This is a genomic window from Streptomyces sp. NPDC048278, assembly GCF_040652195.1.
Classification (GTDB): Bacteria; Actinomycetota; Actinomycetes; order Streptomycetales; family Streptomycetaceae; genus Streptomyces.
Window position 1 is genome coordinate 551,198 of the sequence record NZ_JBEZLP010000001.1, and the last position, 15,322, is coordinate 566,519.

The 15,322-nt window shown below is 72.0% G+C and carries 14 protein-coding genes and 1 riboswitch; of the genes, 4 read left to right on the plus strand and 10 right to left on the minus strand.

Annotated features, from left to right (window positions below):
* Positions 1–114 precede the first annotated feature (114 nt).
* Entirely contained in the window at positions 115–1,302 is a 1,188-nt protein-coding gene (locus AB0D74_RS02540) for an MBL fold metallo-hydrolase (protein WP_362579567.1), read from the minus strand.
* Positions 1,303–1,442: 140 nt separating this feature from the next.
* Between AB0D74_RS02540 and AB0D74_RS02545 the strand changes: the two genes are divergently transcribed.
* Positions 1,443–2,621, plus strand: a complete 1,179-nt coding sequence (locus AB0D74_RS02545; RefSeq protein WP_362579571.1) for a Glu/Leu/Phe/Val dehydrogenase dimerization domain-containing protein — start codon at positions 1,443–1,445, stop codon at positions 2,619–2,621.
* Between the two features lie 12 nt (positions 2,622–2,633).
* On the opposite strand, the gene AB0D74_RS02550 is transcribed toward AB0D74_RS02545, so the two are convergent.
* Together AB0D74_RS02550 and AB0D74_RS02555 are read right to left on the minus strand one after the other, a co-directional pair.
* Complete coding sequence (locus AB0D74_RS02550) at positions 2,634–3,782, minus strand: MFS transporter (RefSeq protein WP_362579574.1); 1,149 nt, start codon at positions 3,780–3,782, stop codon at positions 2,634–2,636.
* The gene (locus AB0D74_RS02555) at positions 3,779–4,390 is read right to left on the minus strand and encodes an XRE family transcriptional regulator (RefSeq protein WP_362579576.1); all 612 of its coding nucleotides are present in this window, start codon (positions 4,388–4,390) and stop codon (positions 3,779–3,781) included. The genes AB0D74_RS02550 and AB0D74_RS02555 overlap by 4 nt, the downstream gene beginning before the upstream one ends.
* On the opposite strand from AB0D74_RS02555, the gene AB0D74_RS02560 reads away from it, so the two are divergent.
* Both AB0D74_RS02560 and AB0D74_RS02565 read left to right on the plus strand, forming a co-directional pair.
* On the plus strand, positions 4,389–4,946 hold the full coding sequence (locus tag AB0D74_RS02560; protein ID WP_362579579.1) for an N-acetyltransferase family protein: 558 nt from the start codon (positions 4,389–4,391) through the stop codon (positions 4,944–4,946). The two genes, AB0D74_RS02555 and AB0D74_RS02560, sit on opposite strands and share 2 nt — an antisense overlap.
* A 9-nt stretch (positions 4,947–4,955) precedes the next feature.
* Positions 4,956–5,558 (plus strand): TetR family transcriptional regulator C-terminal domain-containing protein, encoded by a 603-nt coding sequence (locus tag AB0D74_RS02565; RefSeq protein WP_362579582.1) that lies wholly within the window; start codon positions 4,956–4,958, stop codon positions 5,556–5,558.
* Positions 5,559–5,602: 44 nt separating this feature from the next.
* Here the strand turns inward: AB0D74_RS02565 and AB0D74_RS02570 are convergent, their stop codons facing one another.
* The 3 genes from AB0D74_RS02570 to AB0D74_RS02580 all read right to left on the minus strand — a co-directional run bounded on the left by AB0D74_RS02570 (position 5,603) and on the right by AB0D74_RS02580 (position 10,091).
* Positions 5,603–6,388 carry an SGNH/GDSL hydrolase family protein gene (locus AB0D74_RS02570; protein WP_362579585.1) on the minus strand — a complete coding sequence of 262 codons (786 nt, stop codon included), beginning with the start codon at positions 6,386–6,388 and terminating at the stop codon, positions 5,603–5,605.
* 177 nt (positions 6,389–6,565) lie between these two features.
* Positions 6,566–7,546 (minus strand): LysM peptidoglycan-binding domain-containing M23 family metallopeptidase, encoded by a 981-nt coding sequence (locus AB0D74_RS02575; protein WP_362579588.1) that lies wholly within the window; start codon positions 7,544–7,546, stop codon positions 6,566–6,568.
* A gap of 4 nt (positions 7,547–7,550) precedes the next feature.
* A riboswitch (cyclic di-AMP (ydaO/yuaA leader) is annotated at positions 7,551–7,711 on the minus strand.
* A gap of 307 nt (positions 7,712–8,018) precedes the next feature.
* Positions 8,019–10,091: an alpha-galactosidase gene (locus AB0D74_RS02580; protein ID WP_362579591.1), complete on the minus strand. Its 2,073-nt coding sequence runs from the start codon at positions 10,089–10,091 to the stop codon at positions 8,019–8,021.
* Between the two features lie 198 nt (positions 10,092–10,289).
* Here AB0D74_RS02580 and AB0D74_RS02585 point away from each other — a divergent pair, with 198 nt between their 5' ends.
* Positions 10,290–11,087 carry a tyrosine-protein phosphatase gene (locus AB0D74_RS02585; RefSeq protein WP_362579594.1) on the plus strand — a complete coding sequence of 266 codons (798 nt, stop codon included), beginning with the start codon at positions 10,290–10,292 and terminating at the stop codon, positions 11,085–11,087.
* 26 nt (positions 11,088–11,113) lie between these two features.
* On the opposite strand, the gene AB0D74_RS02590 is transcribed toward AB0D74_RS02585, so the two are convergent.
* The 4 genes from AB0D74_RS02590 to dxs are packed head-to-tail and all read right to left on the minus strand — an operon-like array spanning position 11,114 to position 15,313.
* Positions 11,114–11,236 carry a DUF6126 family protein gene (locus tag AB0D74_RS02590; protein ID WP_355714737.1) on the minus strand — a complete coding sequence of 41 codons (123 nt, stop codon included), beginning with the start codon at positions 11,234–11,236 and terminating at the stop codon, positions 11,114–11,116.
* Entirely contained in the window at positions 11,233–11,865 is a 633-nt protein-coding gene (locus AB0D74_RS02595) for an XRE family transcriptional regulator (protein WP_362579598.1), read from the minus strand. Before AB0D74_RS02595 ends, AB0D74_RS02590 begins: the two co-directional genes overlap by 4 nt.
* A gap of 59 nt (positions 11,866–11,924) precedes the next feature.
* Positions 11,925–13,310, minus strand: coding sequence for an aspartate aminotransferase family protein (locus tag AB0D74_RS02600; RefSeq protein WP_362579601.1), 1,386 nt, complete (start codon positions 13,308–13,310; stop codon positions 11,925–11,927).
* Positions 13,307–15,313 carry a 1-deoxy-D-xylulose-5-phosphate synthase gene (gene dxs / locus AB0D74_RS02605; protein WP_362579604.1) on the minus strand — a complete coding sequence of 669 codons (2,007 nt, stop codon included), beginning with the start codon at positions 15,311–15,313 and terminating at the stop codon, positions 13,307–13,309. Before dxs ends, AB0D74_RS02600 begins: the two co-directional genes overlap by 4 nt.
* Positions 15,314–15,322: the final 9 nt, after the last annotated feature.

The following is a 15,322-nucleotide window of genomic DNA, read 5'->3' on the forward strand; positions in this document are numbered from 1 at the left end:
CAGGGGCATGCACACCGCTTTCACGTGACCGCCACAGTGGTGGCGGAGTCACCGGCACTTCGTCACATTCGGCACCGAAGACCCGTCGTCACGGTTCGAACCGGATGCCCGTCGTCACCGTTCGCCCGCGAGGCCGAGGTCCCCCTGTCCGGGCGTGCCCTCCGGCCGCTTCTCGCGCTGCCACGGCCGGGCGACCGGTGCCGAGACCGTGCGCCACCAGGGGTCCGCGGGCAGCTTGCCGGACGGCTCGAAGGGCTCGCCGGGGCGCGGCAGCGCGACCGCCTGCCCCACCTCGTCGCCGGCGTCCTTGGTCCACTCCCCCGGCTCGGCCCAGGCGTGCGGGGCGAGGTTGAAGGTGCCCCAGTGGATCGGCAGCAGCAGGCCGTGCGGCTGGCCGCCCTGGAGGTCGAGGTGGGCGCGCATGCCCTCCTCGGGGGTCATGTGTATGTCGGGCCAGAACTCGCTGTACGCGCCGATCTGGATCATCGTCACGTCGAACGGGCCGTGGTCGGCGCCGATGTCCTTGAAGCCGTCGAAGTAGCCGGTGTCACCGCTGTGGTAGATCCGGTGCTCCTCGCCCGCGACGACCCAGGACGCCCACAGGGTGTGCTGGGTGTTGCGCAGCCCTCGGCCGCAGAAGTGGCGGGCGGGGGTGGCGGTCAGGGTCAGGCCGCCGACCTTGGTCTCCTCGTGCCAGTCCAGCTCGCGCAGCCGGTCGGCGGAGACACCCCAGTGTTCGAGGTGGGCGCCGACGCCGAGCGGCACGGCGAACACGGTGTCCGTGTCGGCCAGCGCCTTGATGGTGGGCAGGTCGAGGTGGTCGTAGTGGTCGTGCGAGATGACCACGACGTCGACGGGGCCGAGCGCGGCGAGCGGCAGCGGCACCGGGTGCAGCCGCTTGGGGCCGGCGAAGGGGAACGGGGAGCAGCGCTCGCCCCAGACGGGGTCGAACAGCACGCGGTGTCCGTCGATCTCCGCGAGGACGCTGGAGTGGCCCATCCATGTCACCCGCAGGCCGCCGACGGCGGGCCGGGCGAGGTCGGCGACGGTGGTGGGGTGTACCGGGACGGTCCCCCGGGGGGCTCGGCGGGTGCGCTGCTCCTTCTCGAAGTAGGTCCTGGCGAACTCCAGCATCGAGCCCGAGGGCCGCATCCGGGTGGTGCCGCCGGGGTTCTGGAAGACGCCGTCCTTGAAGTGCGGTGAAGCCTGGATGCGGGCCATGCGCTCGCCGCCGGGGTCCACGCCGAAGGCCGCGGGCCGCAGCACGCGGAGCCCGGAGCTCAGGGAACGCAAGCCGGTCACGGTACCTCCAGTGGTGTCGCCGAGGTCCCCATTATGGTCGGCCCTTGTGACAGTCGGCGTTGACACCGCACCACCCGCCTCCCGATACTGACCCACTGTTCAGTAGCACTGTTTCTTCACACCGCTCCCGAGGAGCCACCGTGACCGCTCCCCTGATGTCCCTGGTCTGGACCGACCACGTCACCGGCCGCCAGGGTTTCCTGGTCGTCGACCGGCTGGTGCGGGGGGTGGCCAGCGGCGGCCTGCGGATGCGGCCCGGCTGCACCCTGGAGGAGGTGACCGGGCTCGCCCGCGGCATGACGATGAAGGAGGCCCTGCACTACAACCCCGAGGGCCGCTACATCCCGCTGGGCGGCGCCAAGGGCGGCATCGACTGCGACCCGCAGGACCCCGGGGCGTACGCCCTGCTGGTCCGCTACCTGCGCGCCATGCGGCCGTACGTGGAGGGTTTCTGGACCACCGGCGAGGACCTGGGGCTCACCCAGGACCTGGTGGACCGGGCGGCGGCCGAGGCGGGTCTCGTCTCCTCGATCCAGGCCGTGTATCCGCTGCTGGACGACGAGGCGACGGCCCGGCGGCGGCTGGCGGACGCCTTCGCGGTCGAGGTGGACGGGATCGGTCTCGACGAGCTGGCGGGCGGCTGCGGGGTCGCCGAGTCGGCGCTGACGGCGCTGGACCGGGCCGGGGTGCCGTACGCGGGCACGCGGGTCGCCGTGCAGGGCCTCGGCACGATGGGCGGGGCGACGGCGCGGTTCCTCGCCCGCGCGGGGCTCACGGTCGTGGCGGTCGCCGACGTCAAGGGCACGATCGCCAACCCGGCGGGCCTGGACGTCGAGGCGCTGCTGCGCGCGCGGGACGCGTACGGCACCGTCGACCGCGCGGTGCTGCGCCCCGGTGACGTGGAACTGCCGGGTGACGCCTGGCTGTCCGCCGAGGCCGAGGTGCTGGTGCCGGCGGCGGTGTCGTACGTGGTCGACACGGGCAACGAGCAGCTGGTCACCGCCCGCTGGATCGTGGAGGCGGCCAACATGCCGGTGCTGCCCGAGGCGGAGGAACGGCTCACCGCGCGCGGGGTGACCGTGCTGCCGGACGTGGTGGTCAACTCGGGCACCAACGCCTGGTGGTGGTGGACCCTGTTCGGCGACATCGGCCCGGACGCCGACGAGGCGTTCGCCCACACGCGCCGCTCGATGCGGGCCCTGGTGGAGCTGATGCTGGACCGCGCGGAGTCCGACGGCACGACCCCGCGGGCCGCCGCCCATGCCCTGGTGACCGACCGGCTGCCGGTGATCGCGGAGCGGTTCGGCTGGTACCGGTGACGCGACCCGCCCTCAGCGGCGGCCGAGAGCGGCGGCGAGCAGCAGCGCGCCCAGAGCCGTGAGGCCGGTGCCCTGCCAGCCGAGGGTGTCGAGCAGGGGTGCGGCGACGGCGGTGCCCAGGGCGCCGACCGTGAAGTACACCACGAGGTAGACGCTGCTGAGGCTGCCGGAGCGGGCGGGGTCGAGGGCGATCACGCGGCTCTGGTTGGCGGCCTGGGCGGCGAAGCAGCCGGCGTCGAACAGGGCGAGGCCGAGGGCCGTGTGCCAGGGGGTGTCCAGGCCGGTGGCCAGCAGGGCGGTGCCGGCCGCGGCGACGGCCATGGAGGCGCCGATCACCGCGCGCGGGCCGTACCGGTCGGTGAGGCGGCCGGTGAACGGGAGCGCGGCGAAGCCGAGCAGCCCGGCCAGGCTGTAGAGGCCGATGGCGGACGGGCCGAGGGAGTGCGGTGGCTGGGCCAGGGCCAGGGTGAGGGCGATCCAGACGAGGTTGAAGGCGAAGTACCAGAGGGTGCCGGTGGCCACCGCGCGGCGCAGCCCCGGCTGGTGCAGGAGCAGACGCGGGAGGGCCGCCAGGGTGGCGCGGTAGCCGCGGTCGGCGTGCGGGCGTCGCCGGGGCAGGAGCGTGGCGGCGGCGAGCGCGCCGAGCAGCGCGAGAGCGGCGAAGACGAGGAGCATCCGCCGCCAGCCGAGGGCGTCGGTGAGGGCGCCGCCCACCAGCCGGCTGAGCAGGATGCCGGCCGACATTCCGGCGGCCACCAGGGCGACGCCGGTTCCGCCGCGGCCGGGCCGGGCGTGCCGGCCGGCGATGTTGCCCGCCTGGGCGGCCACGCTGGCGGCGGCGCCGACGAGCAGGTAGGCGGCCAGGAGCACGAACGCGTCGCGCGCGGTCGCGGCGAGCGCGAGGGCGGCGGCCAGGGCGGTGAGCTGCGCCGCGACCAGGCGGTTGGGGGCGAGGTGGTCGGTGAGCGGGAGCAGCAGGGCGAAGCCGGTCATGCAGCCGGCGAGCGCGGCGGTCGGGACCAGGCCGATCACGGAGAGCGGCACGTCCAGGTCGGTGGCGACCGCGGTGAGCGCCGGCTGCACGGCGTAGTTGTTCGCGATCGCCGTGCCGGCTATGGCGGCCAGCAGGAGCGTGCCGTCGCGGGGCGGCGTCCGGCTCACGGCTGGGCGTCGCGGGTGAGGACGACGGCGTAACGGCATTCGGCGTCGGTGGTGTTGGCGAAGACGCGCTCGGCGGGTGCCCCGAGTTCGATGGTGTCGCCGGCGTCGAGTTCGTGGACCGTGTCGCCGTCGTGGAAGGTCAGCCGGCCGTCGAGGACCCAGACGAGTTGCCGTACGAAGGCGAAGGCCGCGGCCGGGTAGGGCACCCGGGCTCCGGCGGGCAGCCGGATCTCGGCGATCTCCGCCGGGAAGCGCGGGCCGGTGATCTGGCGGCGCCGGTAGCCGGTACCGGGGTCGCGCCATTCGGCGGCGTCGGTGCCGCGCCGCACGCCCGGGGTGTCGGCCACGGACTCCTGCGCGTCCTGCGCGCCCTCGGCGAGGGCCAGCAGTGAGGCGACGCCGAGCTGGAAGGCGGCGGACAGCTTGCCGAGGACGACGGCGGTGGGGCTGCTCTCGCCGCGTTCGATCCGGCTGATCATCGCCGGGGAGACACCGGAGGCGTCCGCGAGCTGCGCCAGGGTCCAGCGGCGGCGCTCCCGCTCGGTGCGGACCCGGGCGGCGATCTGCCGTACCAACGGGTCCGCCGATGGTTCTACTATGTTGGACATGAATCCAATATACGAGAGAAGCGCGGTGACGGTCCGCCCGGCCCGTCCCGAGGACCAGGAGGCCGTCCGCGCGATCCGCAATCACGCGATCGAGCACTCCACGGCCCTGTGGACGGAGACCCCGCAGTCCCCCGCCGAGGGCGCGGCGTGGTTCGCCGCGCACCTGGAGCGCGGCTCGGCGCTCGTGGCCGAAGTCGCCGACGCGCCGGGCGAGGTGGCCGGGTTCGCGGTGTACGGCCCGTGGCGCGCGCTCGACGGCTACCGGCACACGGTGGAGAACTCCGTCTACGTCCGCGAGGGCAGCCACGGGCTCGGCATCGGCTCCGCGCTGCTCGGCCCGCTGATCGCCGCGGCGCGTACGGCCGGACACCATGTGATGATCGCCGGCATCGAGGCCGGGAACGCCGCGTCCGTCCGGCTGCACGGCCGGTTCGGCTTCGAGCACGTCGGCACGGTCCGGGAGGTGGGCACCAAGTTCGGCCGCTGGCTGGACCTGACGATCATGCGGCTGCCGCTGGCCTGGGACGGCGACGCGGGCGGCGGGACGACCGATTAGGGTGACCGCGTGGCGAGAGTGCGGTTGAGCGTGGCCGAGCGGCGGGAGGAGCTGCTGCGGGCCGCCATCGAGCAGATCGAGGCGCGGGGCGTGGCGGCGGTGCGGATCGCCGATGTGGCCTCGGCCCTCGGGGTGAGCAACGCGCTCGTGCTGTACCACTTCTCGACGAAGGAGAAGCTGGTCGCCGCCGCCTTCACCTTTGCCGCCGAGGACGATCTGGCGCATCTGCGCAAGCTGCTGGGCCGCCGCACGTCGGCGCTGCGCCGGCTGCGGGCCGCGGTGCGCTGGTACGCGCCGACCGGGCAGGCCAAGGGCTGGCGGCTGTGGATCGAGGGCTGGGCGGTGGCCTTGCGCGAACCCGCGCTGCGGGACGTCACCAAGGGCCTGGACCAGCAGTGGAAGGCGGCGATCGCCGAGGTCGTCGCCGAGGGGGTGGCGGCGGGCGAGTTCCGGTGCCCCGACCCCGCGGCGGCGGCGCTGCGGCTGACCGCGCTGCTCGACGGGCTCGCCGTCCAGCTGACGTCGTACCCCGGAGCCGTGCCCCGGGCCAGGGCGCAGCAGTGGGTCGACGAGGCGCTGGCGCGCGAACTGGGGCTGCCCGGGCACGAGTAAGGGGCGGCCCGCCAGGAGGCCGCCCCTTACCCGCCGGTGCCGCCTCAGGCCACGGAGGCGATCCGCATCTTGATGTCGTCCGGGGAGAGCGCACCCTTGGCCGTCACGTGGTCGCCGGACGACTCGCCGCGCAGCCGGCGCCCGATCCACGGGACGAGGTACTCGCGGGCCCAGTGCACGTCGTCGCGGCGGACCTCCAGGGTGCCGCGGGGCGGCAGCGGGGGCCACGGCTGGTCGGGATCGGCCGGCACGTCGACGCCGAGCACCTGGCCGGCGCGCAGCGCCACGCGTGTGTGCCCGTCGGGCGAGAGGTGCAGGCGGTCGCCGTCCCAGGCGCGGCGGTCCTGCACGGTCTTGAGGGACCAGAGGTCCAGGACCGGGCAGCCGTACCGGTCGGCGATGGCCCGGACGTGTCCGTTGTACGTGGCGATCTTGCCGCGCAGGTGCTTGAGGACGGGCACGCCCCGGGTGTCGAACCCGGTGGTCACCAGCACCGTGCCGACGGCCTCGGTCAGCTGGGCCACGGCCCGCTCGAACCGCTCGGCGACCTCGTCGGGGTCGGTGCCGGGGCGGATGATGTCGTTGCCGCCCGCGCAGAACGAGACCAGGTCCGGGGCGAGTTCCAGGGCCTGCGGCACCTGGTCCGCCACGATCTGGTCGAGCAGTTTCCCGCGCACGGCAAGGTTGGTGTAGCTGAAGTCGCCCTCGGGCCGCCGGTCGGACAGCAGTACCGCGAACCGGTCGGCCCAGCCGACGAACGCCCCGTCGGGGCCGGGGTCTCCCACGCCCTCGGTGAAGCTGTCCCCCACCGCTGCGTACGACCCGATCACTGATGCATTGTCACTCTTCGAATCGTCTCCCACATCGGACCATGATTCACCTTCGACTGTGACCTACGCGACCGTAATAAGGGCTTGACGCTCGGTGACATAAGACACCCTTAAATACTTTGCCAACCTTGGAATAAGTCCCTGGCCAGCGGCGTTTGAGTGACGACGAACGCGGGGTCAGCCGACGGTGAGGCCCTTGGCGCGGAGGTAGGCGACCGGGTCCACGTCCGAGCCGTAGTCGGGGGTGGTACGGATCTCGAAGTGGAGGTGCGGGCCGGTCACGTTGCCGGTCGCGCCGGAGAGGCCGATCTGCTGGCCCGCGGTCACGGTCTGGCCGACCGAGACGGACAGGGCGGAGAGGTGGCCGTACTGCGCGTAGTAGCCGTCGGCGAGCCGGATGACGACCTGGTTGCCGTAGGCGCCGCCCCAGCCGGCGGTGACGACCGTACCGGCGCCGACGGCCTTGACCGGGGTGCCGGTCGGGACGACGAAGTCGACGCCCGTGTGGTAGCCGCTGGACCACATGCTGCCGGCCACGTGGTAGCCGGTGCCGATGGCGCCACCCGTGACCGGGAGGGCGAAGCCGGAGGCGGTCGCCACCGAACCTTCCGAACCGGTCGAGTCGTTCGAACCGGCAGAGTCGTTCGAACCGGTCGTGCGGTTCGAATCGTTCGAGGAGGCCGAGGACGAGGACGCGGTCGACCTGGACGGCTGTGGGTCCGCGTGGACCCGCGAACGGGAGCCGGAGTCCGTCGTCGCGGCGTGCCGGCCGCCGAGGACGAGCTCGAGACCGGGGTGGATCAGCGAGGGGTTGCCGCCGACGGCCTCCCGGTTGTCGGCGTAGAGCCGGTGCCAGCCGCCGCGGACGTGCTGGTCGCGGGCGATCTTCGAGAGATAGTCGCCGGACACCACCGTGTAGACGCGGTGCGCGGAATGCGTGGCGCCGGAATTCCCCGCGGGCGCCTGCTTCACCGCGGTCTTCTCGATCACCGGAAGCGACTGCGTGGTCTTTTCGGAAAGGGACTGCGGAGTGGCCGCGTGGGCTCCGGTGGTCCCCATGAGCGGCAGAGCCAGCGCGGCGCCACCGGTTCCTGCGACGGCCATGGAGCGGGTGAAACGCTGGGACTTGGGGCGGCGGTGCTTACCCTTCGCGGGCATGGCGCATTCCTCTCCTGCGCCTGCGAGGTGAGCTGTCGGGTTCGGGCTGGAGCTGCCCGGCCGCGCCGAAAGACGCGGCTACACCCCAAGCCGTCCCGGGAACCGGAACAGGCGGTCATACCTGGTGGGTCCCCCGCTCCTGCCGGGCACGGGTGAGTGTGTGTGGGGACTCCGGGCGGCGGCAGGATTCGGCGTTCCGACCGGATGTGTGGCGAACGTAAGCGAGTGGGACGGACGTGGACAAGCAGTCGGTTCCGGCCGTCCGGATTTCACTTGATCCGCTTCCGGAAATCCCGGTCACCCTCCGTGAATTCCGATCTATTCGTTTATCCAACCCTCATGGAAGGCGCCGGAATTACGTGAGCATGACGCGCGACGGACGGTCACGAATATGACGCTCCTCACGCACGTCACGCCACGTCCCCTTATTCCATGGCGAGTTGCAACGAAAGCACTAATTCGGGCAGATAGGTCAGATCCGACGAAGCCGGATGACTGCCGCATCCAGGTCACCCTTCAGCCCGGTGCGCAGCCCGTGATGCAGGAGAACGGCACCTCCGTGCGATTCGCCCGTTTCGAGGCATTCGTACGACGCCGTCGGGTCGAGCCCCTGGAGCCGCAGCGCCGGTGCCGGCTCGCCGTAGCTCTGCGCCTGCAGCCAGGCGAGGACGACGGTCTCGTCGCCGAGCGTGTACTGCACCGCGCTGAGCCCGCCGGCCGGCGGTCGCAGCCGGAACTGGTCGCCGCGCTGCACCAAGGGCCTGATCTCCTTGTAGAGCTCCACCCAACGGCCGGCCTCGGCGAGCTCCTCCTCGGTCCAGTTCGAGAGGTCGCCGCCTACGCCGAGCGCCCCGGCCATGGAGCTGACGAACCGGAAACGCAGCGAGCTGACCCGGTCGTTGAGCTGGTGGTTCGGGCTGTCGGTGACCCAGGCGGACATCACCCGGGCGGGGTGGATCTGGCTGAAGCCGTGCTGGATGGCGAGCCGGTCCAGCGGGTCGGTGTTGTCGGAGGTCCACACCTCGTCGGTGCGGCTCATGATCCCGAGGTCGATCCGCCCGCCACCGCCGGAGCAGGACTCGATGGCGACGTCCGGGTGGGCCGCGCGGATCCGGTCGAGCAGGGCGTACAGCCCGCGCACGTGGTCGACCCACAGGCGCTGCGGGTAGGGCTCGCCGGGCCAGCCCGCATCCGTGAAGCAGCGGTTGAAGTCCCACTTGACGTAGTCGATCGGGGCACTGGACAGCAGGGTGTCGAGCTGCTGCCAGAGGTACTCCTGGACGTCCTCGCGGGCGAGGTTGAGGACGAGCTGGTTGCGGAGTTCCGTCCGCTTCCGTCCCTGCTGGTACTGCACCCAGTCGGGGTGTGCGCGGTAGAGGTCGCTGTCCGCGTTGACCATCTCGGGCTCGACCCAGATGCCGAACTGCATGCCGAGGGCGTGCACGTAGTCGGCGAGCGGCTTGAGGCCCTTGGGGAAGCGGTCGGGGTTGGGCGTCCAGTCGCCGAGGCCGGCGTGGTCGCTGGTGCGGGCGCCGAACCAGCCGTCGTCCACCACGAACAGTTCGACGCCGATCGCGGCGGCCCGGCGGGCGAGGGTGGCCTGCTGGTCCTCGGAGATGTCGAAGGTGGTGGCCTCCCAGGAGTTGAACAGCACGGGCCGGTCCTGGTCGGCGTCCGGGATGACGTACGCGCGCTGGTAGGCATGCCAGGCGCGGCTGGCCCCGCCGAAGCCGCCGTCGGTCCACAGGCCCGCGAAGACGGGACTGGTGTACGACTCGCCCTCGGCCAGCATCAGCAGGCCCGAGTCGTCGTAGCCGGCGCCGCCGGTGATCTGCACGCGCGCGTCGGGGAGTTGGGCGACCGCGATGCGCCAGGAGCCGGACCAGCCGAGGGCGCAGCCCCAGACCTCGCCGCGCTCCTCGGTGGCGTCGGTGTCGAGGGCGACCCAGGGCAGGTGCTGGTGGCCGGTGTGGCCGCGCCGGCTGCCGATGACCTTCTCGCCGTAGGTGAGCGGGGCGCTGACCAGCCGGGACTCGGCGGCCCAGCGGCCGTGCAGCTGGGAGAGCCGCCAGCCCTCGCGGTCGGGGAGCGTCCAGGTGGCGGGGTCGGCGCGGAGCAGCTCCACGCGCGCGTGCGCCTCGTTGTCGACGGTCACCCAGCGCTCGACGACATCGCCGCGCATCCGGTAGTGCAGGGTGATGACGATCCCGTCGTCCGTGAAGCGCAGCCGGAGCTCGTCCTCCTCGACCGCGTAGGAGTCGAAGGTCCACTCGGTGCCCCGGCGCTCGTCGGTCCGCACGGACAGCGCGGGACGGACGAAGCGGGGGCCGCCCTCGACCGGGTACTCCTCACGGCCGTCCAGCGGGGACTCGAAGGGCCAGTAGCCGGGCAGCGCCCGGGTGCTGAGCTCCTCGGCGTCGGTGAGCCGGATCCTGGGGCCCCAGTGCAGGTGGAGCAGTTCGTCGGCCTCCGTCAGATGCAGCGCGTAGCTGCTGCCGGGGCCCGAAAGGAGCCAGGTACGACCGTTTTCGGCGATGTCCACCATCGAGAAACCTCACACAGGGGCCAACAGATCCGCTCAAGCACCAACATCATCAAGGGCCACGGGCTCCGGAAGCAAGGGTCACGGGCCGCCGAGGCGATGCCTGTGGACAACTCATTGCCCACGGAAACCGATGTCGTATGGTCGATCCAGTGCCCGTCGACGAGCAGCGCCGACGGGGCCGGCCGGGAGGAGCCCCCCGTGACGCAGCAGGTCCCGTCGACCGAGCCCGAGCTGGCCGGTGTGCGCAACTTCCGTGACGTGGGCGGCCTGCCGACCGTGGACGGGCGCCGGGTGCGGCCGGGCGTGCTGTTCCGCAGCGGGCATCTGGCGCACGCGACGGAGCAGGACGCGGAGTTCCTCGCCTCGCTCGGCCTGCACACGATCTTCGACTTCCGCAACGCGGCGGACCAGAAGCTGGAGGGCCCGGACGTCGAGCTGCCCGGCGTGCGGAACATGAACCTGCCGCTGACCGACCCGGCGCACGGTGCCGACTTCTGGAAGATGGTCCGCGAGGGCGAGATCGACCAGCTGCGCGGGCTCCTGGGCGACGGCAAGGCCGCGGCCCGGATGGTCACCTCGTACCGCACGATCGTCAAGGACCGCACCGACGAGCACTCGCGCGTGCTGCACGCGCTCGCCGAGGACAGCGTCCCGGCACTGATGCACTGTGCGGCCGGCAAGGACCGGGCGGGCATCTCCATAGCCGTGACGCTGCTCGCGGTGGGTGTGGAGCGGGACGCGATCCTCACCGACTACCTGGAGTCCAACGCCAAGCACCGCCGCTACAAGGTGCGGCGCAGCGGCGGCGGGGAGAGCGCGTACAGCCCCGAGGTGATGGACCTGCTCAGCCCGCTCTTCGATGCTCGCGCGGAGTACCTGGCGGCGGCCTTCGAGAGCATCGAGGAGACGTGGGGTGATGCGGACACGTACCTGGAGCAGGGGCTGAAGCTGGCCCCGGAGACCCGGGAGCGGCTGCGCGAGCGGCTGCTCGACTGAGACCGGACGGAAGGGAAGGCCCCGGCTCAGCCCTTGCCGCCGAGGGAGAACAGCAGGAAGAGGAAGCCTGCCAGGACATGCCCGACGGCGAGATAGATGACCAGCCGGATCCACAGGGACCGGGGGAACTTCTCCTCGATGTTGCTCACGGCAGCTCTCCAGTGATGCCAGTGCTGGGGCCCAGGCACAGCGTGGCCGTGGGGCTCTGCAGCAGGGTGTGGACGAACAGGAGCTCGACCCCGTCGTGGTCCTCGGCGGCGAGCCGGTGCGGGGTGAGCGAGTCGAAGTGCGCGCTGTCGCCGGGCGCGAGCACATGGGTGGTGTCACCGAGGCGCAGCCGGAGCCGGCCGCGCAGGACGTACAGCCATTCCTCGCCGGGATGTACCCGCACGATGTCGCCCTGGGTGCCGAACGGCACCCGGACCCGCAGCGCCTGCATGCCCCGGCCGGAGGCCCCGGCCTGCCAGTACGTCCAGCCGCCGGCGCGGGTCGGTTCCATGCCGCCGGCACGCACGATCGCGTCCCGGTCGGCGACGGTCTCGCCCAGCAGCTCCGATACCGTCGTACTGTAGACACGAGCGAGCGCGAGCAGCATCGGCAGCGAGGGCTGCCGCTGTCCGGTCTCCAGCCGGGAGAGGTGAGCGGGCGACAACCCCGCGTCCCGGGCTGCGGCCTCCAGGGTGAGACCGGCACGGCGGCGCAGGGAGCGCAGCTGCGGGGCGACGGCGGGCAGGCTGTCGACCGGCCCGTCCGTGCCCTCGTTGTCGGAGGTGCTCATGCCTCCATTCAGCCGCAGTTTTGCCTCCGGGGCAATTTTCTTGCCTCAGAGGCAAAACGCTAGCGGTTGGCCACCGCCTGCTTGATCAGCGTCCTGCCGAAGTCCCACATCAGGCCGCCACCGCTGTGGGCGTCGTCCATGACGTCCGTGAAGGCGTCCACGAAGCGGTCCACGTCCTTCTCGTCGACGATCAGCGGCGGAATGAGCTTGATCACCTCCAGGTGGTCGCCGGAGACCTGGGTGAGGATCCGGTGCCGTTGCAGCAGCGGTACGACGACCATCTGGGCGAACAGCCCCTTGCGGGCGGCCTGGAGCATGGTCCAGCGGCTGCGCAGCTTCAGCGAACCGGGCCGGCCGAACTCGATGCCGATCATCAGCCCCCGGCCGCGTACCTCGGCGAGCAGCTCGTACTTGTCGGTCAACGCGGCGAGCCGGGACCTGAGCCGCTCCCCCATGGCCCGGGAGTTGGCGACGATCTGGTCGTTCTCCATGACCGAGAGGACCGCGAGCCCGGCGGCCATGGCCTGGGCGTTGGCGCCGAAGCTGGCCGAGTGGACCAGGACGCGGTCCATGGAGGAGTAGACCTTCTTGAAGATCCAGTCCTTGCCGAGGGTGGCGCCCACCGGGACGTACCCGCCGGACAGCGCCTTGGCCACACACACCAGGTCCGGCTCGACGCCCTCCTCGTGCTGGTAGGCGTAGAAGTCGCCGGTGCGGCCGAGGCCGGTCTGCACCTCGTCGGCGATCAGCAGCGCCTTGTGCCGGTGCAGCAGCTCCTGGGCGGCCCGCAGATAGCCGGGCGGCGCCTCGTGCACGCCCTTGCCCTGGATCGGCTCGACGATCAGGGCGGCCACGTCGCCCTTCTTCAGCTCGCGGGCGAGCGCGTCGAGGTCGCCGAGGGGTACGGCGGTGTCCGGCAGCAGCGGGGCGAAGCCGTCCCGGAAGCCGTCCTCGCCGTTGACCGACAGCGAGCCGGTGGTCAGGCCGTGGAAGGCGTGGTCGCAGTAGAGGACGCGCGGCCTGCCGGTGGCGAACCGGGCGAACTTCAGGGCCGTCTCGACCGCTTCCGTCCCGCTGTTGCCGAAGAACACCCGGTCCAGGTGCGGGCTGTGCGCGAGGAGCCGCTCGGCGAGCAGTCCGGGCAGCGGCTGGCAGTCGAAGCGGGTGAGGTCGGCCAGCTGGGCGTCGAGCACGTCGTGCAGGGCCTTGCGGACGACGGGGTGGTGGCGCCCCAGGCCCATCACCCCGAACCCGGCGAGCATGTCCAGGTAGTCGTTCCCGTCCGCGTCCCAGAAGTGCGCGCCCTCGGCCCGCTCGTAGACCTTGTCGAACCCGATGGTGTGCAGCATGCGCGGGAGCTGGTGGTTCAGGTACTTCGCATGCAGCTCGTACCGCTCACCACTGCGCTCGGCGAGCAACGCACCGAGGTCGAACTCCGTACTCATGGTTTCTCCTTGGCAGCGCTCTCGGTGAAAGCGCCCTCGACTTCGGCGCCCTCAAGGGGCGCGGGGAACTGCGCGACCAGCCCAGACGCCGCCGCACCCGCCACACGACCCCCCGCGACACCGCGCTCCGCGCCGCCCCGCCCCGCGAGACTCGCCCCGATGCGCCCCGCGATCTCCACCGGCGTCAGCCCGATGTCGGCCAGCACCTCCCCCCGCTTCGCATGCGCCAGGAACTGCTCGGGAATCCCGAACCGCCGTACCGGCACGTCCACGTCGGCGTCGCCGAGCGCCAGCGCCACCGCCGCGCCCACCCCGGCCGCCCTGCTGTTGTCCTCGACGACGGCCACCAGCTCGTGCTGAGCCGCCAGCACCGGCAGCGCGGGATCCACGGGCTTGACCCAACGGGGGTCCACGACGGTGCAGTCGATGCCCCGAGCGGAGAGCAGCTCCGCGGCCTGGAGGCAGACCGGCGCCATCACGCCGACCGCGACCAGCAGCACCCGCGGGTCCGCACCACGGTGCAGCACGTCCACCCCGCCGACCCGGTCGACCGCAGGGATGTCCGGCCCCACCGACTCCTTCGGGAAGCGGACCAGCGTCGGCGCGTCGTCCACGGCGACCGCCTCGCGCAGCTGGAGCCGCAGCTGTTCGGCATCGCGCGGGGCGGCGATCCTGAGGCCCGGCACCACCTGGAGGACGGACATGTCCCACATGCCGTTGTGGGAGGCCCCGTCGACCCCGGTCACGCCCGCCCGGTCCAGCACGAACGTCACCCCGCAGCGGTGCAGCGCCACGTCCATCAGCAACTGGTCGAAGGCACGGTTGAGGAACGTCGCGTAGACGGCGACGACGGGGTGCAGTCCGCCGGTCGCCAGCCCCGCCGCGGAGACCGCCGCGTGCTGCTCGGCGATGCCGACGTCCCAGACCCGGCCGGGGAAGCGCTCGGCGAACTTGCCGAGGCCGACCGGGTGCAGCATGGCCGCGGTGATGGCCACGACGTCGTCCCGCTCCTCGCCGATCCGGACGATCTCGTCGCCGAACACCGAAGTCCAGGAAGGGCCGTTGGACGGCGCGAGCGGCTCGCAGGTGAGCGGGTCCATCACGCCGACGGTGTGGAAGTGGTCCTCCTCGTGGGCGAGGGCGGGCTCGTAGCCGCGTCCCTTCTCCGTGAGGCAGTGCACGAGCACCGGCCCGTGGAAGCGTTTCGCGCGCCGCAGCGCCGACTCGACGGCCTTGATGTCGTGTCCGTCGATCGGGCCGACGTACTTGAGGCCCAGGTCCTCGAACATGCCCTGCGGGGCGAAGGCGTCCTTGAAGCCCTTCTTCGCGCCGTGCAGGGACTCGTAGAGGGTGTTGCCGACCACGGGGGTGCGCAGGAGGACGTCCTTGCCCCAGGCCAGCACCCTCTCGTAGCCGTCGGTCGTGCGCAGGGTCGCCAGGTGGTTGGCGAGGCCGCCGATGGTGGGCGCGTAGGACCGCTCGTTGTCGTTGACGACGATGATCAGCGGCCGGTCCTTGGCCGCCGCGATGTTGTTGAGCGCCTCCCAGGCCATCCCGCCGGTCAGCGCGCCGTCGCCGATGACCGCGACGACATGGCCCTTCTCCCCCTGTACCTGGCGGGCCTTGGCGAGGCCGTCGGCCCAGCCGAGCGCGGTGGAGGCGTGGCTGTTCTCGATGACGTCGTGCTCGGACTCCTCGCGGGAGGGGTATCCGGACAGGCCGCCCTTGCCGCGCAGCTTGGAGAAGTCCTGACGGCCGGTCAGCAGCTTGTGGACGTAGCTCTGGTGGCCGGTGTCCCAGAGGATGCGGTCGGCCGGGGACTCGAAGACCCGGTGCAGCGCGACGGTCAGCTCCACGACGCCCAGGTTGGGCCCGAGGTGGCCGCCGGTCCTGGCGACCGCGTGCACCAGGAACTCGCGTATTTCTTCGGACAGTTCGCCGAGTTCCGCCTCGGACAGCGCCTTCAGGTCGCGTGGTCCCCGGATGGTCTCCAGAATCGTCACGCTCGGCCC